Consider the following 25,071-nt stretch of genomic DNA (forward strand, 5'->3'; position numbering starts at 1 on the left):
CGTCGCCGAATTCCTTTATCGCTGAAATGCATTTTGACTTCATTCGGTCGTCGGAGGTGGCCTCGCCCGGGAAGCCGCCCGGGCGGCTTCCCGGGCGACCGTATTTCTGAATCGATTGCGGAAATCGGCAGGCCTGCGGTCGGTGAACGTATCTCCGACAAGGTGTCGGTTAATACCTGACGTGTCACCGAATGTGATCGATCGAGTGTCGTTTGTGTCCGAAGGACCGTCGTGAAGAGCTGGCCAGGGCGCCGATTCGGGCGCAAGCCGCGGAAAACTGCGACGTATGGTCCAATATGGATGGAGCGTTCGGACTAAATCCGCGAAATTCGTATTCCACGGCGCGGCCGGTCGTCTTAACCTTGCGTGATTCTTCACCTGAATCTGCACTGGGGAGCAAGATGAAGTCCACGCCGTTGTTGTTGTCGCGCGCCCGAAAAACCTCGGAGCGACTGCTCGACGCCCGATGACACGACCCGGCTGCGTCAGCCGATTCGACGTACACGCCCGGCAAACACCCGACCGGATCGCGGTCTTCGAGCACGGCACCGGGATCACCTACGCCCGGCTCGCCGGCCTCGCGGGCGGCCGCGCGCTGCGGTTGCACGACGCCGGTGTGCGGCCGGGGGAGCGGGTCGGGCTCGTCACCGGGCACGGCAGCGCCGCGATCGCGGCGATCCTCGGCACCCTCGCCGTGGGCTGCACCTACGTCCCGCTGGACCCGACCTTCCCCCGGGAGCGGCTCGAGTACCAGCTCGCGGCCGCGCGGGTGACCGCCGTGCTCGCGGACCCGGAGTACGTCGAGCTCGCGGAGTTCTTGTGCCGTACCGGATCCGCGCGACTGGTGCGTTCGGGTGCGGAGACCGCGCCGCTCCCGGTGCCCGAAACCGACCCGGACGGCTTGGCGTACGTGCTGTTCACGTCCGGGTCCACCGGCAGGCCGAAGGCCGTGGCGCAGACCCACCGCAACCTCCTGCACGTCGTCGGCAACCAGATCGACGCGCTCGGCATCACCCCGGCCGACCGGCTCAGCCTGCTCGCGTCGTTCGGCTTCGACGCGGCGATCCCGGACCTCTATCCGGCACTGCTCACCGGCGCCGCGCTCGTGCCGGTCGACCTGCGTGCGCACGGCGTCGCCCACGCCGCGCGCGAGCTGGCCCGGCACGAGGTGACCGTCTACCACTCGACGCCCACGGTCTACCGGCACCTGCTCGACGTCCTGGGCGAGACCGGCCTCCCGACCGTGCGGACCGTGCTGCTCGGCGGCGAACAGGCGACCCACGCCGACGTCCGCCGCGGCCGGTTCGCGCCGGAATGCGTGTTCGTCAACGGTTACGGCGCCACCGAGGTGACTTTCGCCGCGCACTACCGGACGACCGCCGCCGAGCTGGACCTGGACGCCGACGGACCACTGCCGATCGGGCGCGCGCTGCCCGGGTTCACGCTCACCGTGCTGGACAGCGGCGAACTCGAGGTGCGCGGCCGGCACCTCGTCGACGGCTACCTCGACCAGCCGAGCCCGGCGTTCGGGGTGACCGCCGACGGCGGCCGCCGCTACCGGACCGGCGACCTCGGCAGGCTCCTGCCGGACGGGAACCTCGTCTGCCTCGGCAGGCTCGACCGGCAGGTCAAGGTCCGCGGCTTCCGGGTGGAGCTGACCGAGATCGAAGCCAAGCTCACCGAACAGCCCGACGTCGCCGAAGCCCGCGCGATCGTGCGAGACGGCGACTTGCTCGCCTACGTGACCGCGGCAGGCCCGCGTCCGGACGGCCGGGTGCTCCGGGCCGCGCTGGTGGACGCCCTGCCCGGCTACTCGGTACCCGCGGCCGTCGCGGTGCTGGACAGCTTTCCGCTGACCGTCACCGGAAAGCTCGACGAACGGGCGCTGCCGGATCCGCGCTCGGCCGCGACCGTCCCGGCCGAGCGGCTGACCCCGGCCGAGGAACGCGTGCACCGGATCTGGTGCGAAATCCTGGGCCGTGACCGGATCGGCAGCACCGAGGCGTTCTTCGACGCAGGTGGCGACTCGCTGCGGCTCGGGCGGGTGCAGGTGCGGCTGGCCGACGAGTTCGGGGTGGACGTCCCGCTGCTCGCCCTGTTCGAGCGCACGACGATCGCCGGGCAGGCCGCCTGGCTCACGAAGTCCACTTCGGACACTCGGACGCCCGCCACCGCGGAGGAACAGGCCGGGGATCTCATCGCCGTCGTCGGGCTGGCCTGCCGGTTCCCCGGCGCGCCGGACACCGCTTCCTTCTGGTGGAACCTCTGCGCGGGCGTCGACTCGATCCACGACTACACCGACGACGAGCTGACGGCGCTGGGCATCGGCCCGGGCCTGCGGGCCGACCCGGCGTACGTGCGGGCGGGCGGCCGGATCGAGGGGATCGAGGAGTTCGACGCCGGGTTCTTCGGTTTCACCGCCGACGAGGCCGCGCGGACCGACCCGCAGCACCGGCTCTTCCTCGAAACGGCGTGGCAGGCACTCGAAGACGCGGGACGCGACCCCGCCGCCGAGACCGGGCCGGTCGGGGTGTTCACGGCGACCTCGGTGAACCGCTACTTCCTGTTCCACCTGTTCGGCAACCCGGCGGTGACCGGCGACGTCGACCCGGACGACTGGGAGGGGCGGCTGACCGGCCGCCAGCTCACCGACCACCTGCCCGGCCAGGTCGCCTACCGGCTCGGGCTCACCGGGCCGGCGGTGGCCGTGCAGAGCGCGTGCTCCAGCTCGCTCGCGGCGGTGGCGCTGGCCGCGCAGAGCCTCGCGGACTACCGGTGCGACGTCGCGCTGGCAGGCGGGGTGAGCGTGACGTGGCCGCGGTACCGCGGTGGCGGGCTCGTCTCGCCGGACGGCCGGTGCCGCGCGTTCGACGTCGCCGCGGCGGGCGCCGGGTTCAGCTCGGGCGCCGGGGCGGTCGTGCTGCGGCGGCTGGCGGACGCGATCGCCGACCGCGACCACGTCTACGCCGTGCTGCCCGGCTGGGCGATCACGAACGACGGCCCGGACCGCGCGGGCTACGCCGTGCCGGGACCGGCCGGGCAGGCGGCAGCGGTGGCCGAGGCGCTGGCCGTCGCGGAGGTCGCCCCGGACGAGGTCGCGCTGCTCGAAGCCCACGGCAGCGGCACCCCGCTGGGTGACGCGATCGAGGTGGCCGCGCTGAACCGCGTCTACCGGGACGCGCCTCCGGAATCGTGTGCGCTGGGCTCGGTGAAGACGAACATCGGGCACCTCGACGCGGCGGCCGGTATCGCCGGGCTGATCAAGGCCGTGCTCTCCGTGCGGCACGGCGTCATCCCGCCGAACCCGCATTTCACGGCCCCGCATCCGGAGGTCGACCTGGCGGGCGGTCCCTGGTACGTCCCGGCGAAGGCCGCCGACTGGCCCGCCCGCGAGCGGCGGGTGGCCGGGGTCAGCTCGTTCGGCATGGGCGGCACGAACGTGCACATGATCGTCGAGGAGGCGCCTGCCGCTTCGCCACGGCCCGCGGCGAGCGGCCCCTTCGTCCTGCCGGTGTCCGCGCGTGACCCGGAGGCGTTGCGCGAGGCGGTGTCCCGGCTGCGCGATCGGCTCGCCACGGACACGCCGGACCTCAGGGACGTGGCGTACACGCTGTCGGGCCGAAGGGCGTTCGCCTGCCGGGCCGCCGTGGTGGCGGACTCGGTCGCGGCGGCGGTCGGCGCGCTCGATGCCTTGCTGGCGAACGGAACCGACGTCGAGGGCCCGGCCGGGCAGGAGCGGGAACTCGCTGCCCACTGGACAGGGGGCGCCGACGTCGAGTGGAGCGCGGACGGCGATCCCGGCCGCGTCCCATTGCCGGGCTATCCGTTCCAGCGAGAGCGGTACTGGATCGAACCACCGCACCACACAGCCGACCAGGAGACCCCTCGGTGACCGACACCTTGCCCGTCACGGGCGGCCATGGCCCGCCACTGTCCTATCCGGACACCACGCTCACGGAGCTGATCCTCGCCCAGGCCGCGCGCACCCCGGATGCCGTCGCCGTCCGGCAGGGTGACACCCGGCTCACGTACCGCGAACTGGTCGCTTCGGCGACCGGCGTCGCCCGGCTGCTTCGCGCCCGGGGTGCCGGACCCGGCGTCCGCGTCGGTGTCTGCGCGGACCGGCGGCCGGAGCTGATCTCGACCGTCGTGGGGGTGCTGCTGTCCGGGGCCGCCTACGTGCCCCTCGAACCCGGCGGCCCGAAGGCGCGGCTGGCCGAAATCGCCGCGGACGCCGGGATCTCGCTGGTCGTCGGTGACCGCGCGAAGGCCGAATTCGGGGCAACGGAAGGCATCGAGGCGCTCGACGTGCCCGCACCCGTGGACGGGCCCGTCGAATGCCCCGCCGGGCCGGACGACCTCGTCCACCTCCTCTACACCTCCGGCTCCACCGGACGGCCCAAGGGCGTGCTGACCAGCCACCGCAACGTGGTCGCGTTCGTCACCGGGTTCCCCGCCGCCCTCGGGATCCGGCCGGGCACCCGGACGCTCGGCATCTCGTCGCCCGCCTTCGACGCCTTCACCATGGACGTGTTCGTCCCGCTGGCGCACGGCGGATCGGTCCAGCTCACCAGCGCCGCCGACCGGGCCGACCCCGAACGGCTGCGGCGGTTCCTCGTCGAGCACGACGTCGAGTGGGGCTTCGTCACGCCGACGCTGCTGTCCATGGTGGACCCCGCGGCCGTTCCCGGCTGGCGCGTCATAGCCTGCGGTGGCGAGACGGTGCCCGCGGAGCTCGCCGCGCGCTGGATGCCGGGGCGGCGGTTCTTCAACGCCTACGGCCCGACCGAGAGCACCGTCGTGGTCGTCACCGACGAGGTCACCGGCATCCCGGCCGACCCGCTGCCGCTCGGCCGTCCGACGCCGAACCACCGGGCATTCGTCGTGGACGCCGAACTGCGGCCGGTCGCGCCCGGCGAGATCGGTGAGCTGCTCATCGGCGGCCCGGGCGTCGCGCTCGGCTACCTCGGCAGCCCGGAGTTGACCGCCGCGAAGTTCGTCGACGATCCGACCGCACCGGGGGAACGGCTCTACCGCACCGGCGACCTCGTCCGCGAGCTGCCCGACGGCCGTCTCGAATTCGCCGGTCGCGCCGACCGGCAGGTGAAGGTCCGCGGCCAGCGGATCGAGCTGGGCGAGGTGGAGGCCGCGCTCTCGAGTCACCCGGACGTCGACGCCGCCGCGGTGGTGGCCATCCCCGGGCCGGCGGGCACCCGGCTGGTGGCCTTCCTCGCACCGGCGTCCGCACCGTCCGATGTGGACGAACTCGGCCGGGACCGGCTCACCGCCGCGATGCGCCCGGCCGCGGTCCGGGTACTCGACCGGCTGCCGGTCAACCCGCTCACCGGCAAGATCGACCGGCCGGCGCTGCGCGACCTCGCCGAAGCGGCGCTGGCGGGACAACGGGCGGACCTCGGCCCGCTCGGCACCCCGGCCGAACGCGCGGTCGCGGCCATCTGGCGCCGCGTGCTCGGCTCCGGCGCGGGGACGGATTTCCTGGCCTCTGGCGGGAATTCGATCGCCGCGATGCGGCTGGTCGCGGCACTGCGGGCGGAGCTGGCCGCGGATGTCGCCACGGAGGACGTCTTCACCGGCGGCACGCTCGAAGGGCTCACCCGGCGGGTCGCGTCCGCGCCGCCGTTGACCGGGCCGGGACTGACCACGGGGCACGCGCCCGTCCTGTCCCCGCAGCAACGGCGGCTGTGGTTCCTCGACCAGCTCGCCCCGGACGCCGCGCCGTACAACATCGCGATGGCGTTCCGGCTGACCGGCGCGCTGGACGTCGACGCGCTGCGCCACGCCTTGCGCGCGGTCGCCGAGCGGCACGACGTGCTCCGCTGGCGGATCCGGGCCGTCGACGGAGCGCCGGTGGCGGATCGCCTGCCGCCGTCGGACGTTCCGCTGCCGGTGGCACCGGTGACCGAGGACGGTCTGCGGGCCCGGCTGGCCGCCGACGCCGCGACCCCGGTGCGTCTCGACCGCGAGGCTCCCTGGCGCGTGCGGCTCTACCGGCTCGGTGAGACGGAGCACGTGCTCGGCTTCACGCTGCATCACGCGGTGTTCGACGGCTGGTCGCAGGAGCTGCTGTGCGCCGACCTGTCGGCGGCCTATCGGGACGAGCCGCTGCCGCCGCCGGTGGCGTCCTACGCGGACTACGCGGTGTGGCGGGCCGGACGCGACGAACGCCGTGAGGCCGTGGATGTCGCATGGTGGACAGAACATCTCGCCGGTGCACCGGCCACAGTGGACCTTCCGCGCGACCGGCCGCGCCCGATCGTGCAGACCTACCGTGGTGCGAGCCTGCGTCAGTCCTTTTCGGACAGTGTCGCCGAGTCGGTGCTGGCGGTGGCCGCCCGCACCGGCACGACGCGTGCCGGGGTCCTGCTCGCCGCGTTCGGCCAGCTGCTGCGGCGGCTCACCGGCGCGACCGACCACCTGGTCGCCACGGTCGTCGCGGACCGGCAGCTCGCCGAGTGCCAGGAGGTCGCCGGGTTCTTCGTGGACATCGTGCCGGTGCGGCTGCGGGCCGACGACGCCGCGGACTTCGCCACGCACGTCCGCGACGGCGGCGCGGAACTCCTCGCCGCGACCGCGCATCCGGCCGCGCCGGTCGAGCGGCTCGTCGAGGCGCTCGGCGTGCCCCGCGACCCCGCGCACGCCCCGCTCGTGCAGGTGATGTTCAACGTCCTGAACTTCACCGAGCCTCGGCTCGACCTGCCCGGCGTGGCCTCGGCGTGGTTGCCGGTCGACAAGCCGGGGTCGCCGTTCGACCTCACGGTGTACGTCCACGACGACGGCGTCGAACTGCTGTACAACCCGGACCTGTTCGACCACGCCCGGATGGCCGGGCTCGCCGAGGACTACGTCGCGCTGCTCGGCGCGCTGGCCGCGGCGCCGGACGCGCCGGTCGGGACCAGCGTGCCGGAGCTGCCGCGGGCGGACGTCCGCACCGCCGCGCCGGCCGCGGCGACCCGCGTCCGGGCACGGCCGCCAACGGTGGCCGCGGACCCGGCGGCGCTGGCCGCGACCGAGGCCGTGATCGCGCGTGCCTGGTGCGACGTCCTCGGTGTCACCGAAGTCGGGCACACCGACAATTTCTTCGACGTCGGCGGGAATTCGCTCGCCCTGGCCCGGGTCCACGCCCAGCTCACCGACCGGCTCGCCCGCCGGATCCCGATGGTCGACCTGTTCAGCCATCCCACCGTCCGCGCCCTAGCCGCGCACCTGCACTCCGGTGCCGCCGCCAGCCCCGAACTGGCCCGTGCCGCCGAACGCGTCGCCGCCCGCCGCGGCCGCACCCAGTCCAGAAGACCCCGTCGCACCGCCGGCCCCACCGGCCCTTGATAGGAGCACCACCGTGACCCACCACCCCGAAACCGGTACCGGCGATCCCGGAGCCGAACCGATCGCGATCGTCGGGCTCGACGTGCGCGTGCCCGGCGCGCGAGACGCGCACCAGTTCTGGCGCAATCTCGTCGACGGCGTCGAGTCGATCGTGCCCGCCACCCGCGAGGAGATGATCGCCCGCGGTGCTTCACCGGACACAGTGGACGATCCGAGCTGGGTGAACGCCACCGCCGTGGTCGACGGCTTCGACGAGTTCGACGCCGAACTGTTCGGGATGACCAGCCGTGAGGCCGAGATCACCGATCCGCAGCATCGGCTGTTCCTCCAGTCGTGCCACGCGGCGCTGACCGACGCGGGCTACGACCCGGCCCGGTTCAGCGGCGCGATCGGCGTCTACGGCGGATCCGGGGGCACCGGATACCTGACCGAGAACCTGATGCGCAACGAGCGGCTCCTCGCCTCGCAGCACGGCGGTATCGGCATCTCGACCGGTAACCAGCCGAGCTACCTGACGACCTCGGTGTCGTACAAGCTCAACCTCCGCGGCCCGAGCCTCGCGGTGTTCACCGCCTGCTCGACGTCACTGGTCGCGGTGCACCTGGCCTGCGAGGCGCTGCGCAACGGCGAGTGCGACATGGCGCTGGCCGGCGGGGTCAACGTGGAGATGCCACACGGCGTCGGCTACATGGGCGTCGACGGTTTCACCTCGCCGGACGGCCACGTGCGCGCGTTCGACGCCGGAGCCAACGGCACGGTCTGGAGCAGCGGCGTGGGGGTCGTGCTGGTGAAACGGCTCTCGCAGGCGATCGAGGACGGCGACCACATCCGCGGAGTCGTGCTCGGCAACGCGATCAACAACGACGGCGCCACCAAGGTCGGCTTCTCCGCGCCCAGTATGTCCGGGCAGACCGAGGCGGTCGCGCAGGCCGTCGGCATGGCCGGTGTCGACCCGCGCACCATCGGCTACGTCGAGGCGCACGGCACCGGCACCGCGCTGGGCGACCCGATCGAGATCACCGCACTGTCCACTGTGTACGGGAACGGGACCGAGGACACCGGCTGGTGCGCGATCGGCTCGGTGAAGTCCAACATCGGCCACCTGTCGCAGGCGGCGGGCGTGGTCTCGTTGATCAAGGCCGTGCTCGTGATGGAGCACGGGCTGATCCCGCCGACCATCAACTACCACGAACCCAACCCCGGTATCGACTTCCCGGCGAGCCCGTTCTTCCCGGCGCGTGTGGTGACGAAGTGGGAGGCGGGCCAGGCGCCGCGGCGCGCGGGCGTCAGCTCGTTCGGTGTCGGTGGCACCAACGCGCATGTCGTCCTGGAGGAGGCGCCGGTCCCCGAGCGGTCCCGGACGCCGCACCCGGCGCACCTGCTGCGGTTGTCGGCCAACACCGAGGAGGCGCTCTCGGCCGCGGTCGACCGGCTGGCCGACCGACTGGCCGGGGACGTCGACCTCGATCTCGCCGACGTGGCCCACACCCTGGCCGCCGGGCGCACCGAGTACCCGCATCGCGCGATCGTCGTCGCCCGTGATCTGGAGGACGCGGTCGACGGCCTGCGCGACTCCCGGCGTCTCGTTTCCGGGCAGGCAGGGGAGACGAACGTGGCGTTCCTCTTCCCCGGGCAGGGTTCCCAGTACGCGGGGATGGGCGCCGAGCTCTACGACGCCGAGCCGGTGTTCGCCGCCGCCGTCGACGAGTGCCTGCGGCTGCTCGAATCCGAGCTGCCGGAGCTGCGCGACCTGATCTTCGGGCGCGGCGGCGAGCAGGCGCTGCGGGAAACCCGCGTGACCCAGCCCGCGCTGTTCGTCGTCGAGTACGCGCTGGCGATGCTGTGGCAGAGCTGGGGCGTGCGGCCCGCGGCGATGATCGGTCACTCGGTCGGTGAGTACGTCGCCGCCACCGTCGCCGGGGTCTTCACCCTGCCGGACGCGCTGAACCTGGTCGCCACGCGGGGCCGCCTGATGCAGTCGATGCCGGCCGGGGCGATGCTGGCCGTCCAGCTCGACGAGGAGGGCGTCGCCACGCGGCTGCCGGAAAACCTCGCGATCGCCGGGGTGAACGGGCCCGGCACCTGCGTCGTGGCCGGGCCGTCGGACGAGGTCGCGGAGTTCGCGGGGACACTCAAGGCCAGCGGCGTGCAGTGCCGCGAGCTGGTGACCTCGCACGCGTTCCACTCGCCGATGATGGACCCGATCCTCGCCGAGTTCACCGAGGCCGTCGCCGCCGTCGCCCGCACCGCGCCGGCGCTGCCGTTCCTGTCGAACGTCACCGGCGAGTGGATCACCGACGCCCAGGCCACCGACCCCGCCTACTGGGCGTCTCACCTGCGTCAGGCCGTCCGGTTCGGCGACTGCGTCAAGAACCTGTTCGTGCGTGGCGGCCGCTGGGCGCTCGTCGAATGCGGTCCGGGTCATCAGCTGTCCGGGCTGTCCCGCGGCCAGGTTCCGAAGGGGATGCCCGCGCCGCAGCCGAGCCTGCCTGGCCGCAACGAGCGCATCGGCGACGTCGAAACGCTGTACGGCGCGGCCGGTCTCTTGTGGACGAACGGGGTTTCCCTGGAACCGCGGACGTTCGGCGCGCCCGGCCAGCGGGTGCCGCTGCCCGGCTACCCGTACGCGCGCAAGCGGTATTGGGTCGACCCGGATCCGGTCACGGCGACCCAGCCCGTGCGGCCGAGCGGTCCGCTGCCGCTGTCCGAATGGTTCGCGGTCCCGGCGTGGCGGCAAGCGGAACCGGACCTGAGACGCGAGCCGTTCGCGAACGCGCTCGTCTTCGCCGCCGACGACGTCCTGCCCGGCCTCCTGCGCGACGCGGGTGTGACGGTCACCGAAGTGCGCCCCGGCGACGGATTCGCCGCGACGGAGACCGGATTCACCGTCCGGCCCGGGGTGCGCGAGGACTACGACGCGCTCGTGGCCGCGCTGCCCGCCCGGCCCGAGCGGGTCGTGCACGCCTGGACGCTGGCCGGGGAGGAGCGCGGCATGGCCGCACAGGACCTCGGGTTCTTCAGCGTGCTGAACCTCGTCCAGGCCTGGGGTGAGCCGGTGCGGATCGACGTGCTGAGCACCGGCACCGCCGACGTCACCGGCGCCGACCTGACCCGTCCCGAGCACGCGACCCTCGCCGGTATCGCGCGGGTGGTGCCGCTGGAGATCGCGGGCACGATGGTGCGCCGGATTGACACGGATAATTCCCAGGACGTCGTCGCCGAGCTGTTCCGCCCGGCCGACGCGGCGGCCGAGGTCGCGCTGCGGGCCGGTCGTCGCTGGGTGCTGGACTACACCCAGCTCGAACTGCCCGCGGCCGCCGAGCCGGTGCTTCGTGACGGCGGCCGGTACCTGATCACGGGCGGGACCGGCGGTATCGGCATCACGCTCGCCGAGGACCTCGCCCGCCGGGTGCGGGCGAAGCTCGTGCTGGTCACCCGCGCCGGGCTGCCACCGCGGGCGGAGTGGGACGCACACCTCGCCGCGCACGGCGGCATCGACCGCGCCGGGCGTGCGATGCTCGCCGTCCGGCGGATGGAGGCGGCGGGCGCGGAGGTGCATGTCGCCGCCGCCGACGTCACCGACGCGGCGCGCCTGCGTGAGGTGCGTGAGCTGGCCGAGCGCGAGTTCGGCGGCCTCGACGGGATCGTGCACGCCGCCGGGCTGCCCGGCGGCGGCGTCGCCGAGGTGAAGGAGCGGGCCGCGGCCGAGGCCGTGCTGGCCCCGAAGATCGCCGGGACGCTGGCGCTGGCCGAGGCGTTCGCCGACCTGCCGATGGACTTCGTCGCGCTGTGCTCGTCGATCACCGCGGTGGCAGGCGGCATCGGCCAGGTCGATTACTGCGCCGCCAACAACTTCCTCGACGCCTACGCGCGAGGTGACCACGGCTGGCGAGCTCGGCTCGTCTCGCACGCCTGGGGTGGCTGGGACGAGGTCGGCATGGCCGCGGAGGTGGCCGCGCCGACCACGATCCGCACCGCCCGGTCGCGGGCGCTCGGTCCCGTCGAGCACCCCGTGCTCACCACGCGTTCCGAGGACGGCGCGCACGGCCTCGTCTCGGCGGCCACGCACTGGCTGCTCGACGAGCACCGGATCGCCGGGGTGCCGGTGGTTCCGGGGACGGGACACCTGGAGACCGTCCGCGCGGCGGTGGCCGCGGCGTTGCCGAAACCCGGCGACGGACACGTCGTCGAGCTGCGGGACGTCGCGTTCCTGGAGCCGTTCGGCGTTCCGGACGGCTCGACCGCCGAGTACCGCGTGGAGTTCGACGGCGACGACTTCACCGTGACCAGCCACGTCGCCGGCGCGAGCCGGACCCACGTCCGCGGATCCGCCGGCTGGGTCGCGGCCGGGGCGACGTCCACTGTGGACATCGAAGCGGTGACCGCGCGGACCGAGCCGATCGACGACGGGCACGGCTTCGGTACCGGCCGCACCAGCATGGTCGCCTTCGGCCCGCGCTGGGCGGCGCTGCGCGAACACCGCATCGGCGCACAGGAGGAACTGGCCACGATCACGGCTCCCGACGCGGCGGCGGGCGACATCGGGGCGTGGGGGCTGCATCCGGCGCTGCTGGACGTCGCGACCGCGTTCGGCCGCGGCCGGGGGAGCGGCACCTATCTGCCGATGAGCTACGGCCGGATCGTCGTGCACGACGCGCTCCCGGCGAGTTTCCGCAGCCACCTGCGCTACCGCGACTCCGGCGGCGACCAGGTGGTGGCGGCCGACCTCTCGCTGTGCGACGAGACCGGCCGCGTGCTCGTCACGATCGAGGATTTCGTGCTGCGCCAGGTCGATCAGGAGGCGGTCGGCGGTGGGCTGAATGCCGCGTCCGCTGTGTCCACTGTGGACAAGACGTCGACCGGGATCCGGCCGGTGGACGGCGCCGAGGCGTTCGTCCGGGCGCTGGCCCCCGGCCTCGGCGGGCAGGTGGTGATCAGCACCCTCCCGGTGCGGGAGCTGATCGAGCACCGGGTCACCGCCGAGGAGCTGGACGAACCGGGCGAAGCGCCGGTGATGGTGTCGGAGGACGACTACGTCGCCCCGCGCACCGACCTGGAGGCCGAGATCGCCCGGCAGTGGACCGAGCTGCTCGGCGTGGAGAAGATCGGCGTGCACGACGACTTCTTCGCCCTCGGCGGGAACTCGCTCGTCGCCATCCAGCTCATCGCCCAGGTGCGCAAGGCGACCGGTACGCGGCTGGCGATGAAGACGCTGTTCGAAGCGTCCACAGTGGCCACTCTGGCCGAGCGGATCGAGGAACTGCGCGCCGGCAAGACCGAGGCGCCCGCCGAAGAACCCGCCCGGACCACCATCCCGAAGCTCGAGCGATGAACCGGTGAAGGTTATCGAGGGTAAGGCAAAGGCGGCGTGGGGCGCGGTGCCGGGCCGTGTGGATTTTGGGGCGTTGGATGACCCGAAATCCACACGGTCCGGCGAGACCGTCCCTGTAACGACCGGTTCAGGCGGGGTGTGTGGAAATAGGGACACTCAACGTCCCTATTTCCACTGTGTGGAAATAGGGACACTCAACGTCCCTATTTCCACACACCCCCAACCGGCGCCACCTTTGCCTCCCCTCTCGCGGTCGCGGCTTCCCCAACAGACATTGAGAACAGGAAATCATGAGCGACACGAAGGAATGGACGTTCCCGGCCTCGTTCGGCCAGGAGCGGATCTGGCTGTCCGGCCAGCTCGACCCGGCGTCCCCGGTGTACAACCTGCACTGCCAGGCCCGGCTGGACCGCCCGCTGACCGCGGAGCAGTGGCGTGCCGCGCTCGGCCTCATCGTCGGGCGGCACGAGGCGCTGCGCACGTCCTTCCGCATGGACGGCGGCGCGCTCATGCAGGTGGTGCACGCCGAGGTGCCGATCGAGCCCGAGGTCCACGACCTGCGGGATCTGCCCGCCGGCGCCCGTGAAGACCGGCTCGCCGAACTCGTCGGAGAGGTGTCGCGCGAGGCCATCCCGCTCGACTCGCCGCCGCCGTGGCGGGCCCAGGTGTGCCGGATGGCCGACGACGAGTGGGTGCTCACGTTCGTCGTGCACCACACCGTGTTCGACGCCGGTTCGGTGCTGGTTCTGGGGACCGAGCTGGGCGAGGCGTGCGACGCCGTGTTCGAGGGCCGCGAGCCGAAGCTGCCCGAGCTGGCCATCCAGTACCCGGACTTCTCGGCCTGGCAGCGCGGGCAGCTCGAAGCGTCGAGTGAACAGCTGGACTACTGGCGCAAGCAGCTCGCCGGGCTGCCGCCGGTGCACGGCCTGCCCACCGACCGGCCGCGGCCGTCTGAGCTGACGTTCGCCGGTGACCAGGTGCACTTCACCCTCCCGGACGGACTGATCGACCGGGTCGGCGAGCTGAGCCGGGAGCTGTCGGCGTCGCCGTTCATGGTGCTGCTGGCCGGCTATGCGGCGCTCCTGTCTCGACTGTCCAGAGTGGACGACATCGTCGTCGGCGTCCCGGTCGCCGGCCGCGACCTGCCCGAGCTGGCCGATCTGATCGGCATGTTCGTCAACCAGATGGCCGTGCGCGTCGACTGCTCGGGCGCGCCCGCGTTCACCGAGCTGGTCGGCCGGGTCCGGACCACGCTCCTGGAGGCGATCGACCACAGCCAGGTGCCGTTCCAGGCGGTCGCCGAAGCGGTCGGGGCCGAGCGCGATCCCGGCGTGCAGGCGCTGTACCAGGTGGGGTTCAACTTCCTGCCCGACTCGGGGCTGGAGCCGATCCGCTCGGCCACCGCGAAGGACGACATCGCGATCGACCTGACCGCCGTGGACGGAAGCCTCGTCTACCGTACCGACCTGTTCGACCGCGAGACCGCCGAAGCCGTGGCCGAGCGCTACGTGCGGCTGCTGACCGCGGCGGTCGCCGATCCGGCACAGTCGGTCGCGGATCTGCCGCTGCTGTCGGACGCCGAACGTGAACTGGTACTGACCGGCTGGAACCCGGAAGTGTCCACTTCGGACACGAAGACCGTGCACGCCAGGTTCGAGGACCAGGCGCGGCGAACCCCGGACGCACCCGCCGTCGACTTCGGCGGGGTTCGCCTGACGTACAGCGAGCTGAACGCGCGTGCCAACCGCGTCGCGCACCGGCTGCGCGAGCTGGGCACCGGTCCCGGCTCCGTCGTCGGCGTATGCGTGCCGAACTCGGCGGACCTGCTGACCGGCGTGCTCGGGGTGCTGAAGAGCGGCGCGGCCTACGTCCCGCTGGACCCGGCCAACCCGGCTCCCCGGCAGGCGCTCATCCTCGCCGACGCGGGTGTGCCGTTCGTGCTGGTCGCCGGTGAGTCCTCTTTGGACACCAAGACGCTGGCACTGGACGATCCGGCGGAGTGGTCCGCCGCGGCCACCGAAGACCCGGAACCGGCGGCCGGGCCGGGCGACGTCGCCTATGTGATCTACACGTCGGGCTCGACCGGGCGGCCCAAGGGCGTCGAGGTCGAGCACCGGGCCGTCGACACGTACCTGGCCTGGGCGCGTGAGGCGTACCCCGGCCTGGCCGGGCGGGCGTTGCTGCACACGTCGGCGTCGTTCGACCTCACCGTGACGACGCTGCTCGGCACGCTCACCGCCGGGGGCGCGGTGGTCGACGGCGGCCGCCCGACGTTCGTCAAGGCCACGCCGACACACCTCGCCGTTCTCGCTGAGGACCTCTTTCCCACAGGCGAGCTGGTGCTCGGTGGCGAAGCGCTGATCACCGAGACCGTCCAGCCGTGGCGGGACCGCCACCCCGGCACGCTCGTCGTCAACGAGTACGGCCCGACCGAGGCCACGGTCGGCTGCGTCGTGCACCGGATCGAACCCGGGGACACGCTGCCTTCCGGACCCGTTTCGATCGGTCGTCCGGTGCCCGGCACCCGTGCGTACGTCCTCGACGAGCGGCGGCAGCCGGTGCCGCCGGGCGTCCCGGGCGAGCTGTACGTCGCCGGGCCGCAGCTGGCCCGCGGCTACCTCGGCCTGCCGGATCTGACCGCGGAGAAGTTCACTGACGGTCCGTCCGGCCGGATGTACGCGACCGGCGACCTCGTCCGCTGGCGCCGCGACGGCACGCTCGACTACCTCGGCCGCATCGACGAGCAGGTGAAACTGCGCGGCTACCGCATCGAGCCCGGCGAGGTCGAAGCGGCGCTGCGTGAGCTGCCGGAAGTGCGCGACGCGGCCGTGGCGGTCCGCGGCGACACGCTCGTCGGCTACGTCGTCGGCAGCGCCGGGGGAGTGACCGAGGCACTGCGGAAGACGTTGCCGGAGTACCTGGTGCCGACCAGGTTCGTGACTCTCGACGCGCTGCCGATGGCGGCCAGCGGCAAACTCGACCGGGACGCGCTGCCGGATCCCGAACCCGGCGAGGCACTGGCGTACGTCGCACCCCGGACCGCGGCCGAAGAACTCGTCGCCGAAGTGCTCGGCGAGTTGCTCGGCATCGACGATCTCGGCGCGAACGACGACTTCTTCGCCCGTGGCGGCAACTCGCTGCTGGCGATCCGCGCGATGGCCCGGATCCGCAAGCAGGTCGAGGTCGACATCCCGGTGCGGGGGCTGTTCACCCTCACCACCGTCGCCGGGCTCGCCGCCGAGATCGAGCGGCGGCTCTCCGAAGACCTCGACCAGCTCAGCGACGAAGAGGTCCAGCGCCAGCTGGCCGAAGGCGAGAACTCATGACCGCGATCGACGAGACCAGCGCGGCCGCGCGCCGCGCGCTGCTCGAACGACGGCTGCGACGGCGCACGGAGACGGCCGCGACCATCACACCGCGCCCCGCCGACGCCGCTGTCCCGCTGTCGTATCAGCAGGAACGCGTCTGGTTCATGGAGCAGTTCGCGCCGGGCACCGGGTCGTACCACATCCCGGTGCCGATCCGGCTGACCGGCAGGCTCGACGTCGCCGCGCTTCAGTCCGCTTTGGACTCCCTTCCGGCGCGGCACGAGGCCCTGCGGATGCGGTTCCCGGAAGGGGAGGACGGGCAGCCGACCGTCCACATCGAACCGTCGGTATCGGTCGCTCTGTCCATAGTGGATGCAGGCGGCGAGGAAGCCGCCCGCGCCGCGGTCGACGCCGCCGCGGCCGAGATGTTCGACCTGGCCACGGGTCCACTGCTGCGGGCGACCCTGGCCAGGGTGTCCGACGAGGAACATCTGCTGGTCCTGTGCACGCATCACATCGTGGGCGACGGCTGGTCGGTCGACCTGCTGCTCCGTGACCTCGCCGCGCAGTACCACGCCCTGAGCACCGGCGGCACCGCCGAGCTGCCCGCGCTGAGCATCGGGTACGGCGACTTCGCGCACTGGCAGCGCCGCACGCTCACCGGCGGCGAACTCGACCGGCAGCTCGAGCACTGGAAGGCGCAGCTCGCCGGAGTCGAGCCGCTGGAGCTGCCCACGGACCGGCCCCGGCCCGCCAAGCAGAGTTTCGACGGCGAGATCCACGAGTTCTTCGTCGAACGCGATCTCGCCCGCGCCCTCGGTGAACTGAGCCGCGAGCACGGGGTCACGCTCTTCATGACCCTGCTGGCCGCCTACCAGGTGCTGCTTTCGCGGTACTCGGGCCAGGAGGACTTCGCGATCGGCTCGTCGTCTGCCGGGCGCGGCCTTCCCGAGCTGGAGGGCGTGGCGGGCATGTTCATCAACATGTTGCCGCTGCGTGCCCAGCTCGCGGGCGACCCGACGTTCGCCGAACTGCTCGAACGCACCCGGCGGCACGTGCTGGACGCGTTCGATCACGCCGACGTCCCGTTCGAGCGGCTGGTGAACGCGCTCGGCGTGCCCCGCGACGTCAGCCGCTCGCCGGTGTTCCAGGCGATGTTCGTGCTGCAGAACTACGAGATGGGCCGGATGGGCGCGGCCGGGGAGTCCGCCGTGGACTTCCGCTGGCTGCCGATGGACCTGCCCGCGACCCGGTTCGACTTCGAGTTCCACGCGATCGAGGTCGAACGCGGGCTGATCGGCAAGCTCGTCTACAACACCGCGCTGTTCACCGAGGACACGGTCGCCGGGATGGCCGGGCGGCTGGTCACACTGCTGCGCTCGATCGTCGCCGCCCCGGACCGGCGACTGTCCGAAGTGGACATCCTCGACGACACGCAGCGCGAACTCGTCCTGGAGCGCTGGAACGCCACGACGGCCGAGTTCCCGCAGACCACGCTGCACGCGCTCGTCGAGGAGCAGGCCGCCCGGACGCCGGACGCGCCCGCGGTGACCTTCCGCGGCGCGTCGCTGACCTATCGCGAGCTGGACGAGCGGGCCAACCGGCTCGCGCACCGGCTGCGTGGCCTCGGCGTCGGGCCGGGCGTGCTCACCGGCGTGTTCGCGGAGCGGTCGTTCGAGCTGGTCGTCGCGCTCCTCGGTGTGCTGAAGGCCGGTGGCGCGTACGTCCCGCTCGACCCGGAGTACCCGGCCGACCGGCTGGCGTTCATGCTGCGGGACGCGGCCGCTCCCGTCGTGCTGACGCAGGCGGCGTTGCGCGAAACGCTGCCGCCGGGTGACGCGACCGTCGTTGTCGTAGATGACGCTGCCGATCTCGCCGAGACGACAGAGCCGCCCGAGCCGCTCGCCGGCCCGGAAGACCCGGCGTACGTCATCTACACCTCGGGCTCCACGGGCCAGCCGAAGGGCGTGCCCAACGGTCACCGCGGCATCGTCAACCGGCTCGACTGGATGCAGCGCGCGTACCGCCTCGACGGCACCGATTCGGTCCTGCAGAAGACCCCGGCCGGTTTCGACGTGTCGGTCTGGGAGTTCTTCTGGCCGCTGATCACCGGCGCGCGGCTCGTGCTCGCCGAACCCGGCGGCCACAAGGACGCCGCGTACCTGCGTGAGCTGCTCGCGTCCGAAGGCATCACCACCGCGCACTTCGTGCCGTCGATGCTCACGCTCTTCCTGGCCGAACAAGGCGTCGAGAGCTGCACGGCGCTGCGGCGGGTCGTGTGCAGCGGCGAGGAGCTGCCGCTCGACGCCGCCCGTGAGTTCGTCCGACGGCTGCCGGACTGCGAGCTGCACAATCTCTACGGCCCGACCGAAGCTGCCATCGACGTCACCGCGTGGCACTGCACGCCCGCCGCGCTCGCGGAGGTCGCGTCGGTGCCGATCGGGGCGCCGATCCAGAACATCCGGATCTACGTCCTCGACCGTGCCGGTCGGCCCTGCCCGGTCGGCGTGCCCGGCGAACTGCACATCGCCGGTGTCGGCCTCGCGCTGGGCTACCACAACCGTCCGGAGCTGACGGCCGAGCGGTTCGTGCCCAATCCGTTCCACAGTGGACGGATGTACCGCACCGGTGACCTCGCGCACTGGCGCCCGGACGGGACGATCGCGTTCCTCGGCCGGATCGACCACCAGGTCAAGCTGCGCGGACTCCGTATCGAACTGGGGGAGATCGAGACGACGCTACGCGCCCAGCCGGGCGTGCGCGACGCCGCCGTGATCGTCCGCGAGGACACGCCGGGGGACAAGCGGCTGGTCGGGTACGTCGTCGGCGACGCCGAGCCCGGCGCGTTGCGGACGGCGCTCAAGCAGAGCCTCCCCGACTACATGGTCCCGCCGTCGTTCGTCGCGCTCGACGAGCTGCCGCTCACCCCGAACGGCAAACTCGATCGGAAGGCGCTCCCCGCTCCGGTCGCGTCGCGGGACGCGACCAAGGAACTGGTCGCGCCGTCGACCCCGGTCGAGACCCTGCTGGCCGAGATCTGGCGTGACGTGCTCAAGGTGGACGAGCTGGGCGTCGACGACGACTTCTTCGACCTCGGCGGCCACTCGATGCTGGCCACCCAGGTGGTGGCGCGGATCGGCAAGGCGGGCGCGGGCCAGGTCGGCGTCATGGACCTGTTCCAGCACCGCACGATCCGCGAGCTGGCGTCCTTCATGGACGGTGACGACACCGACCGGCCGCGGCACCTGCTCTACGAGCTGACCAAGCCGGCGAAGCAGCGGACATTGACCTATGTCTGCTTCCCCTACGGCGGCGGCAGCGCGATCGTCTACCAGCCCTTGGCCGACGTGCTCCCGGAGGGCTACTCGCTCTACTCGGTCGCCATCCCCGGCCACGACGTCGGCTTGTCCGAGGAGGCGCTGCCCTTCGACGACCTGGTCGAGCGGCTGGCCGACGAGATCCTCGACCGGATCGACGGCCCGCTGGCCATCTACGGCCACTGCGGTGTCGGCAACGCGCTCGCCGTCGCCGTCGCCCGGATGCTCGAAGAGCGCGGCCGCGAACTGGAGGTCGTCTACATCGGCGCGATTTTCCCGTTCGCCCGCATGAAGGGCGCGGTGGGCACGCTGCGCACCCGGCTGGAGAAGCTGCGCAGCAACCGGTACTACTCGAACTGGCTCAAGGGCATGGGCGTCGACACCGACGACCTCGACCCGGCGCAGGCCGACCGGATCATCACGAACATGCGCGTCGACAGCCGCGCCGCCGAGGAGTACTTCAGCGGCCTGCTCGACGCCCGCGTGGCCAAGCTGCGCGCGCCGATCGTGTCGGTGGTCGGCTCCGAGGACCCGGTCACCGACTTCTACGCCGAGCGGTACCGGGAATGGGAGTTCCTCACCGACACCACCGGGCTCGTCGTACTCGACCAGGCAGGGCACTTCTTCCTGCGCTACCGGGCCGAAGAACTCGCGGAGATCGTCACGCGCGTGCACCCGGCGCTGGACGATCCCGGCGAACTCGACGTCCGGGTCCGCGGCGAGGACGCGGGCTGGGCGGTGCACGAGACCCATAAGGCCACCGTGGACGAAAAGCCCGTGGTGCGGCCGAGCATGGGCCGGTTCGTCACGATCACGATCGGGCAGCTGGTGTCCTCGACCGGTTCGGCGCTGACGTCGTTCGCGGTGCCGATCTGGCTCTACACCCGCACGGGCTCGGTCGCCGACCTCGGCCTGCTGTGGGCGCTCGCGCTGCTGTTCGGCGTGCTGGTCCTGCCGGTGGCGGGCGCGCTGGTCGACCGTGGCGACCGGCGGCGGATCATGATCGCGGCCAGCAGCATCGCGGGCGGGATCCAGCTGATACTGGCGTTGCTGCTGATCACCGGGCACGTCCAGCTGTGGTTGTTCTACGTCCTGATCCCGCTCGGCTCGGTGGCCGCTTCGTTCCAGCGCATCGCCTATCAGTCCTCGGTGGCGCAGCTGGTGCCGAAGCAGTACCTCGGTCACGCGATGGGTCTCGCGCAGCTGTCCACCGGATTCGCCCAGCTGCTGATGCCGGTGATCGCGGCCGGGCTGCTGGCGACGATCCAGCTGTCGGGGATCCTGATCCTGGACATGGCGAGCTACGCGTTCGCGATCGTGGGCCTGCTGCTGGTGCGGTTCCCGGACATGCTGGGCTGGCGCCCGCGCGAACCGCTGCTGACGGCGATCGCGGGCGGGCTGCGGTACTCGTGGAACCACCGCGGTTTCCGCACGATGCTGCTGTACTTCGCGCTGGCGAACGTCTTCCTCGCCCCCGCCCTGGTGCTGCTGTCGCCGCTCGTGCTGTCGTTCGGTTCGGTCACCGACGTGGCGCAGGTGGCGCTCGCCGAGGCCGTCGGCGCGGTCGCGGGCGGCATCGGGATGGCGCTGTGGGGCGGACCGCGGCACCGGCGGATGGTCGGCGTGCTCGTCGGCAACGTCGGGATCGCGCTCGGCAGCCTGGTGATGGGCCTTAGGCCGTCGCTGATCGTCGTCGCGGCCGGGGTGTTCCTCCTCGCCGCCGCGATGTCGGTGTCGCAGGGCATCTACGCGACGCTGGTGCAGGTCAAGGTGCCGCAGCGGTTCCACGGCCGGGTGTTCGCGATCAACCAGACGATCACGTGGTCGACGCTGCCGATCGGGTTCGCCGTGCTGGCGCCGCTGGCCGTCGGCTGGTTCTCGCCGCTGCTGGCGCCGGGCGGCGCGCTGACCGGATCGGTCGGCGCCGTGCTCGGCACCGGCGAGACCCGGGGCATCGGGCTCGCCTACGTCGTCTTCGCGCTGATCCTGCTGCTGATCAACGTGGGCGGGTTCTCGCTGCGGCTGCTGCGCCGGTTCGACACCGAAGTGCCCGATTCGCTGCCTGACGACCTGGTGGGTGCGCAGGAACGGGAGCGCAAGCTCGCCGGGAAGGAAGCCGCATGAGTACGGCAGTGCTGGTCAGGGAGGCCCGCGGGCACTGGGTCGGCGAGGTCGCGCCCGCGATCCGGGCGGCCGGTCACCGCGTCGTGCTGCTCGCCCCGCCGATGGACGCGGCCGAGCGGGCGGCGCTGGACGGCGTGGTGGACGACGTCGTCGCCCTCGACGACGTCCACGATCCGGAGGCCGTCGCGGCCAAGGTCCGGGAGATCGACGGCGGTGCGCTGGCCGGCATCTTCACCGGCTCGGACGGCGCCATCGCGAGTACCGCCCGCGCGGCGGAGCTGCTCGGGGTGGCGCGCTGTCCGGCGTCGGTGTTCGCCTTGTGCGCGAACAAGTTCGCCGTCCGGGAGGCGCTCGCCGCGGCCGGGCTGCCAGGACCCGCGCACGCCCTGATCTCGTCGGCCGGCGAGGCGGCTTCGGTCGCGTCGGCGGTCGGGTTCCCGGCGATCGTCAAACCGGTCAACGGAGCGGGCAGCAACCTCGTCCGTACGGTATCCACTGTGGACGAACTGACGGCCGCGTACGAGCATCTGGCCGCGCGGTTGCCCGAGTCCGCGGATCCGCGTTACCACCGTCCACTGGGGACACTGGACCCTTCGGTGACGTTCCTCGTCGAAGGATTGCTGTCGGGCCCGGAGTACGCGGTGGACGTGCTGGTCCGTGACGGGGTGGCAGAGCCGGTCGAGATCCTCGACAAACCGTTGATCGACGAGCGGAAGTTCGAGCTGGCGCTGTCGTGCCCGCCCGCCGGGCTCACCGCCGGCCGGGCCGAGCTGGTCGCCACGGCGGCGGTCGCCGCCGTTCGCGCGCTGGGGCTCGACAACACCTGCGCCCACGTCGAGCTGATCGACGACGCCGACCGCGGCCCGACGATCGTCGAGGTCAACGCGGGCAGGCCCGCCGGGTCGATCATGCCGCTGCTGGCGAAGCTGCGGACCGGGATCGACGTGTTCGCCGAGCTGGCGGCGCTCGCGGTGGGCGCTCCGCCGCCGGTGCGGGAACCGGCGAAACTGCCGATCCCGCTGGGCATGCTGATCCTCTACGCGGCCGGTTCGGGCCGGTTGACCGGCATCGGCGGGCTCGACGAGATCGCCGAGCTGCCCGAGGTGATCGACGTCGTCACCACCGTCTCTCCGGGGCAGGTGCTCACCGACGAACAGGAGATCTACGCGGTCAACCTCGTCGTGGCCGGGTTCGCCGATCACGACGACCTCGCCGCCCTGCACGCCGAGGCGAGCAAGCTCGTCCGGCTGGAACTGGAGGACGTGTGAACACCGCGTTCGTGGTCTGCGAGACCGCAGGGCAGTGGATCGCCGACTTCGTGGCCGCCGTACGCGCGAGCGGGCCGAGGGTCGAACTGGTCACGCAACCCCTCGAACCGGCCGAGCAGGCACAGGTCGCGGAACTGGTCGACGGCGTCGTCGTGGTCGACGACGTCCGTGACGCCGAAGCCGTGGCCGCGGCGATCCGGGAGCGGACCGCGAGCCCGGCCGGGGTCATGACCGCCGCCGAAGGGATCATCGCGAGCGTCGCCCGTGCGGCCGAGCTGCTCGGTGTCGCGCGCTGCCCGGCGTCGGTGTTCACCGTGACGCACAACAAGTTCGCGGTCCGGCAAGCGCTGGCCGCGGCGGGGTTGCCCGGCCCGCGCTGCGCGCTGATCTCGTCGGCCGCCGAGGCGGTGTCGGTCGCCTCCGCGGTCGGGCTCCCGGCGATCGTCAAGCCGGTGAACGGCGCGGCGAGCAATCTCGTCCGCACGGTGTCCACTGTGGACGAGCTGGCGGCGGCGTACCGGCTGCTGGCCGAGCGGCTACCGCTGTCGGAGGACGCCCGGTACCACCGGCTCGTCGGCGGCGGACCGGATCCGATCGACCCGCTGAAGGTGTTCCTCGTGGAAGGCCTGCTGCGCGGCCCGGAGTACGCTGTCGACGTCCTGGTGCGCGACGGTGTCGCGAAACCGGTGGCCGTGGTGGAGAAGCCGCTGATCGACGAGCGCAAATTCGAACTGGGCATGGTCTGCCCGCCGCTCGAACTGTCCGAAAAGGACACCGAACGGCTGATGGCGGCCGCGACGGCCGCCGCGCTCGCGCTGGGCCTGGACAACACCTGCGCGCATCTCGAGCTGATCGACGACGCCGAGCTGGGCGCGACGATCGTCGAGGTGAACGCGGGCCGCCCGGCCGGCGGCGCCCAGCCGGTGCTGCTGAAACTCGCGACCGGCATCGACGTCATCACCGAAGCCGTGTCGCTGGCACTGGGCACGCCGCCGCCCGCGCGAGGTGCTGGCCTGCCGGTTCCGGTGGGTTACCTGATCTTCTACGCCGAGGGCACCGGGCGGCTGGTCCGCGTCGACGGCACCGACGAGGTCGCCGACCTGCCCGAGGTCCTGGAGGTCGTCACGATCGTGCGCCCCGGCCAGCTGCTCACCGACGACCAGGAGATCTACGCGGTGAACGTGCTCGCCGCGGGGTTCGCCGACACCGAAGACCTCGCCGCGCTGCACGCCGAGGCCGCCAAGCTGATCCGATTCGAACTGGAGGAGTCATGACCGCCGAACTCGCGGCGAACCTCGGCCACATCGAGGGAAACGAACACACGAAGCTCACCGTGTACGCGGCCACGGGCCTGGACTGGGTGCGCGCGCACCGCGAAGTGCTGCAGGACCGGCTGCGCGAGCACGGCGCGATCCTGCTGCGCGGGATGCCGGCCGACCTGACGGTGTTCAACCAGATCACCGAGGAGATCGGCGGCTCGCTGCTGACGTACACGGAACGGTCGACCCCGCGGTCGGCGGTCTCGGGCAACATCTACACCTCGACTGAGTATCCGCCCGCCGAGTCGATCCCGATGCACAACGAGAACTCCTACTCGGCGCACTGGCCGGACCGCCTGTTCTTCCTGTGCGACACGGCGGCCGAAACCGGCGGCGCGACGCCGATCGCCGACAGCCGCGCGATGTACCGCCTGCTGCCGGAGGACCTGCGCGAGCGCTTCGCGGGCGGCGTCACCTACACCAGGGCGTTCCGCGAAGGCCTCGGGCTGACCTGGCAGGAGGCGTTCCAGACCGACGACCGCCAGGTGGTGGAGGACTACTGCGCCGCCAACGGGCAGACGTTCGAGTGGACCGACGAGGGCCTGCGCACGCGGCACGTGCGTCCCTCCTTCGCCGAGGAACCGCACACCGGCGCGATGGTGTGGTTCAACCAGGCCAATCTGTTCCACGTGTCGAGCCTGGGGGAGGAGGTCAGCGAGGCGCTGCTGGAGCTGTATCCCGTGGAAGACCTGCCCCGCAACGCTTTCTTCGCCGACGGCTCGCCGATCCCGCAGGCGGACCTGGACGCGATCAAGGCGGCGTACGACGAGGTCGGCTACGCGTTCACGTGGCAGCCGGGAGACATCATGGTGATCAACAACATGCTGATGGCGCATGGGCGGGAGCCGTTCACGGGCAAGCGGCGGACGTTGGTCGCGATGACGTGACCTTCGGTCTGGGGCGGGGTCGGTGGCCCCGATCGGATGCGCGGCTGCTGTGGTGTCGCGAAAGCCACTTTCGGGACGTGTGATGTCCCGAAAGTGGCTTTCGCGACATGCACAGCCGAGCCTCAAGCCCGGTCGATGACCGCCTTGAGGAACCGCCGCGTCCGGTCGTGCT

At 72.0% G+C, this 25,071-nt stretch carries 8 protein-coding genes; all 8 read left to right on the forward strand.

The genetic code is table 11. The features are described 5' to 3' along the window. Positions 1 to 466 precede the first annotated feature (466 nt). The 8 genes from ACXIZN_RS09195 to ACXIZN_RS09230 all read left to right on the forward strand — a co-directional run bounded on the left by ACXIZN_RS09195 (position 467) and on the right by ACXIZN_RS09230 (position 24,899). The gene (locus tag ACXIZN_RS09195) at positions 467 to 3,892 is read left to right on the forward strand and encodes a beta-ketoacyl synthase N-terminal-like domain-containing protein (protein WP_457953637.1); all 3,426 of its coding nucleotides are present in this window, start codon (positions 467 to 469) and stop codon (positions 3,890 to 3,892) included. Next, positions 3,889 to 7,344 carry an amino acid adenylation domain-containing protein gene (locus ACXIZN_RS09200; protein ID WP_457953638.1) on the forward strand — a complete coding sequence of 1,152 codons (3,456 nt, stop codon included), beginning with the start codon at positions 3,889 to 3,891 and terminating at the stop codon, positions 7,342 to 7,344. Before ACXIZN_RS09195 ends, ACXIZN_RS09200 begins: the two co-directional genes overlap by 4 nt. A gap of 13 nt (positions 7,345 to 7,357) precedes the next feature. Further along, positions 7,358 to 12,676: an SDR family NAD(P)-dependent oxidoreductase gene (locus ACXIZN_RS09205; RefSeq protein WP_457953640.1), complete on the forward strand. Its 5,319-nt coding sequence runs from the start codon at positions 7,358 to 7,360 to the stop codon at positions 12,674 to 12,676. A gap of 290 nt (positions 12,677 to 12,966) precedes the next feature. Beyond that, positions 12,967 to 16,002, forward strand: coding sequence for a non-ribosomal peptide synthetase (locus ACXIZN_RS09210; protein ID WP_457953641.1), 3,036 nt, complete (start codon positions 12,967 to 12,969; stop codon positions 16,000 to 16,002). Beyond that, positions 15,999 to 21,425 carry an amino acid adenylation domain-containing protein gene (locus ACXIZN_RS09215; RefSeq protein WP_457953643.1) on the forward strand — a complete coding sequence of 1,809 codons (5,427 nt, stop codon included), beginning with the start codon at positions 15,999 to 16,001 and terminating at the stop codon, positions 21,423 to 21,425. The genes ACXIZN_RS09210 and ACXIZN_RS09215 overlap by 4 nt, the downstream gene beginning before the upstream one ends. After that, positions 21,422 to 22,693 carry an ATP-grasp domain-containing protein gene (locus ACXIZN_RS09220; protein WP_457953645.1) on the forward strand — a complete coding sequence of 424 codons (1,272 nt, stop codon included), beginning with the start codon at positions 21,422 to 21,424 and terminating at the stop codon, positions 22,691 to 22,693. The genes ACXIZN_RS09215 and ACXIZN_RS09220 overlap by 4 nt, the downstream gene beginning before the upstream one ends. Next, on the forward strand, positions 22,690 to 23,967 hold the full coding sequence (locus ACXIZN_RS09225; protein ID WP_457953647.1) for an ATP-grasp domain-containing protein: 1,278 nt from the start codon (positions 22,690 to 22,692) through the stop codon (positions 23,965 to 23,967). The genes ACXIZN_RS09220 and ACXIZN_RS09225 overlap by 4 nt, the downstream gene beginning before the upstream one ends. Further along, positions 23,964 to 24,899 carry a TauD/TfdA family dioxygenase gene (locus ACXIZN_RS09230; protein WP_457953649.1) on the forward strand — a complete coding sequence of 312 codons (936 nt, stop codon included), beginning with the start codon at positions 23,964 to 23,966 and terminating at the stop codon, positions 24,897 to 24,899. Before ACXIZN_RS09225 ends, ACXIZN_RS09230 begins: the two co-directional genes overlap by 4 nt. Positions 24,900 to 25,071 lie beyond the last annotated feature (172 nt).

The organism is Amycolatopsis sp. TRM77291, assembly GCF_054166285.1.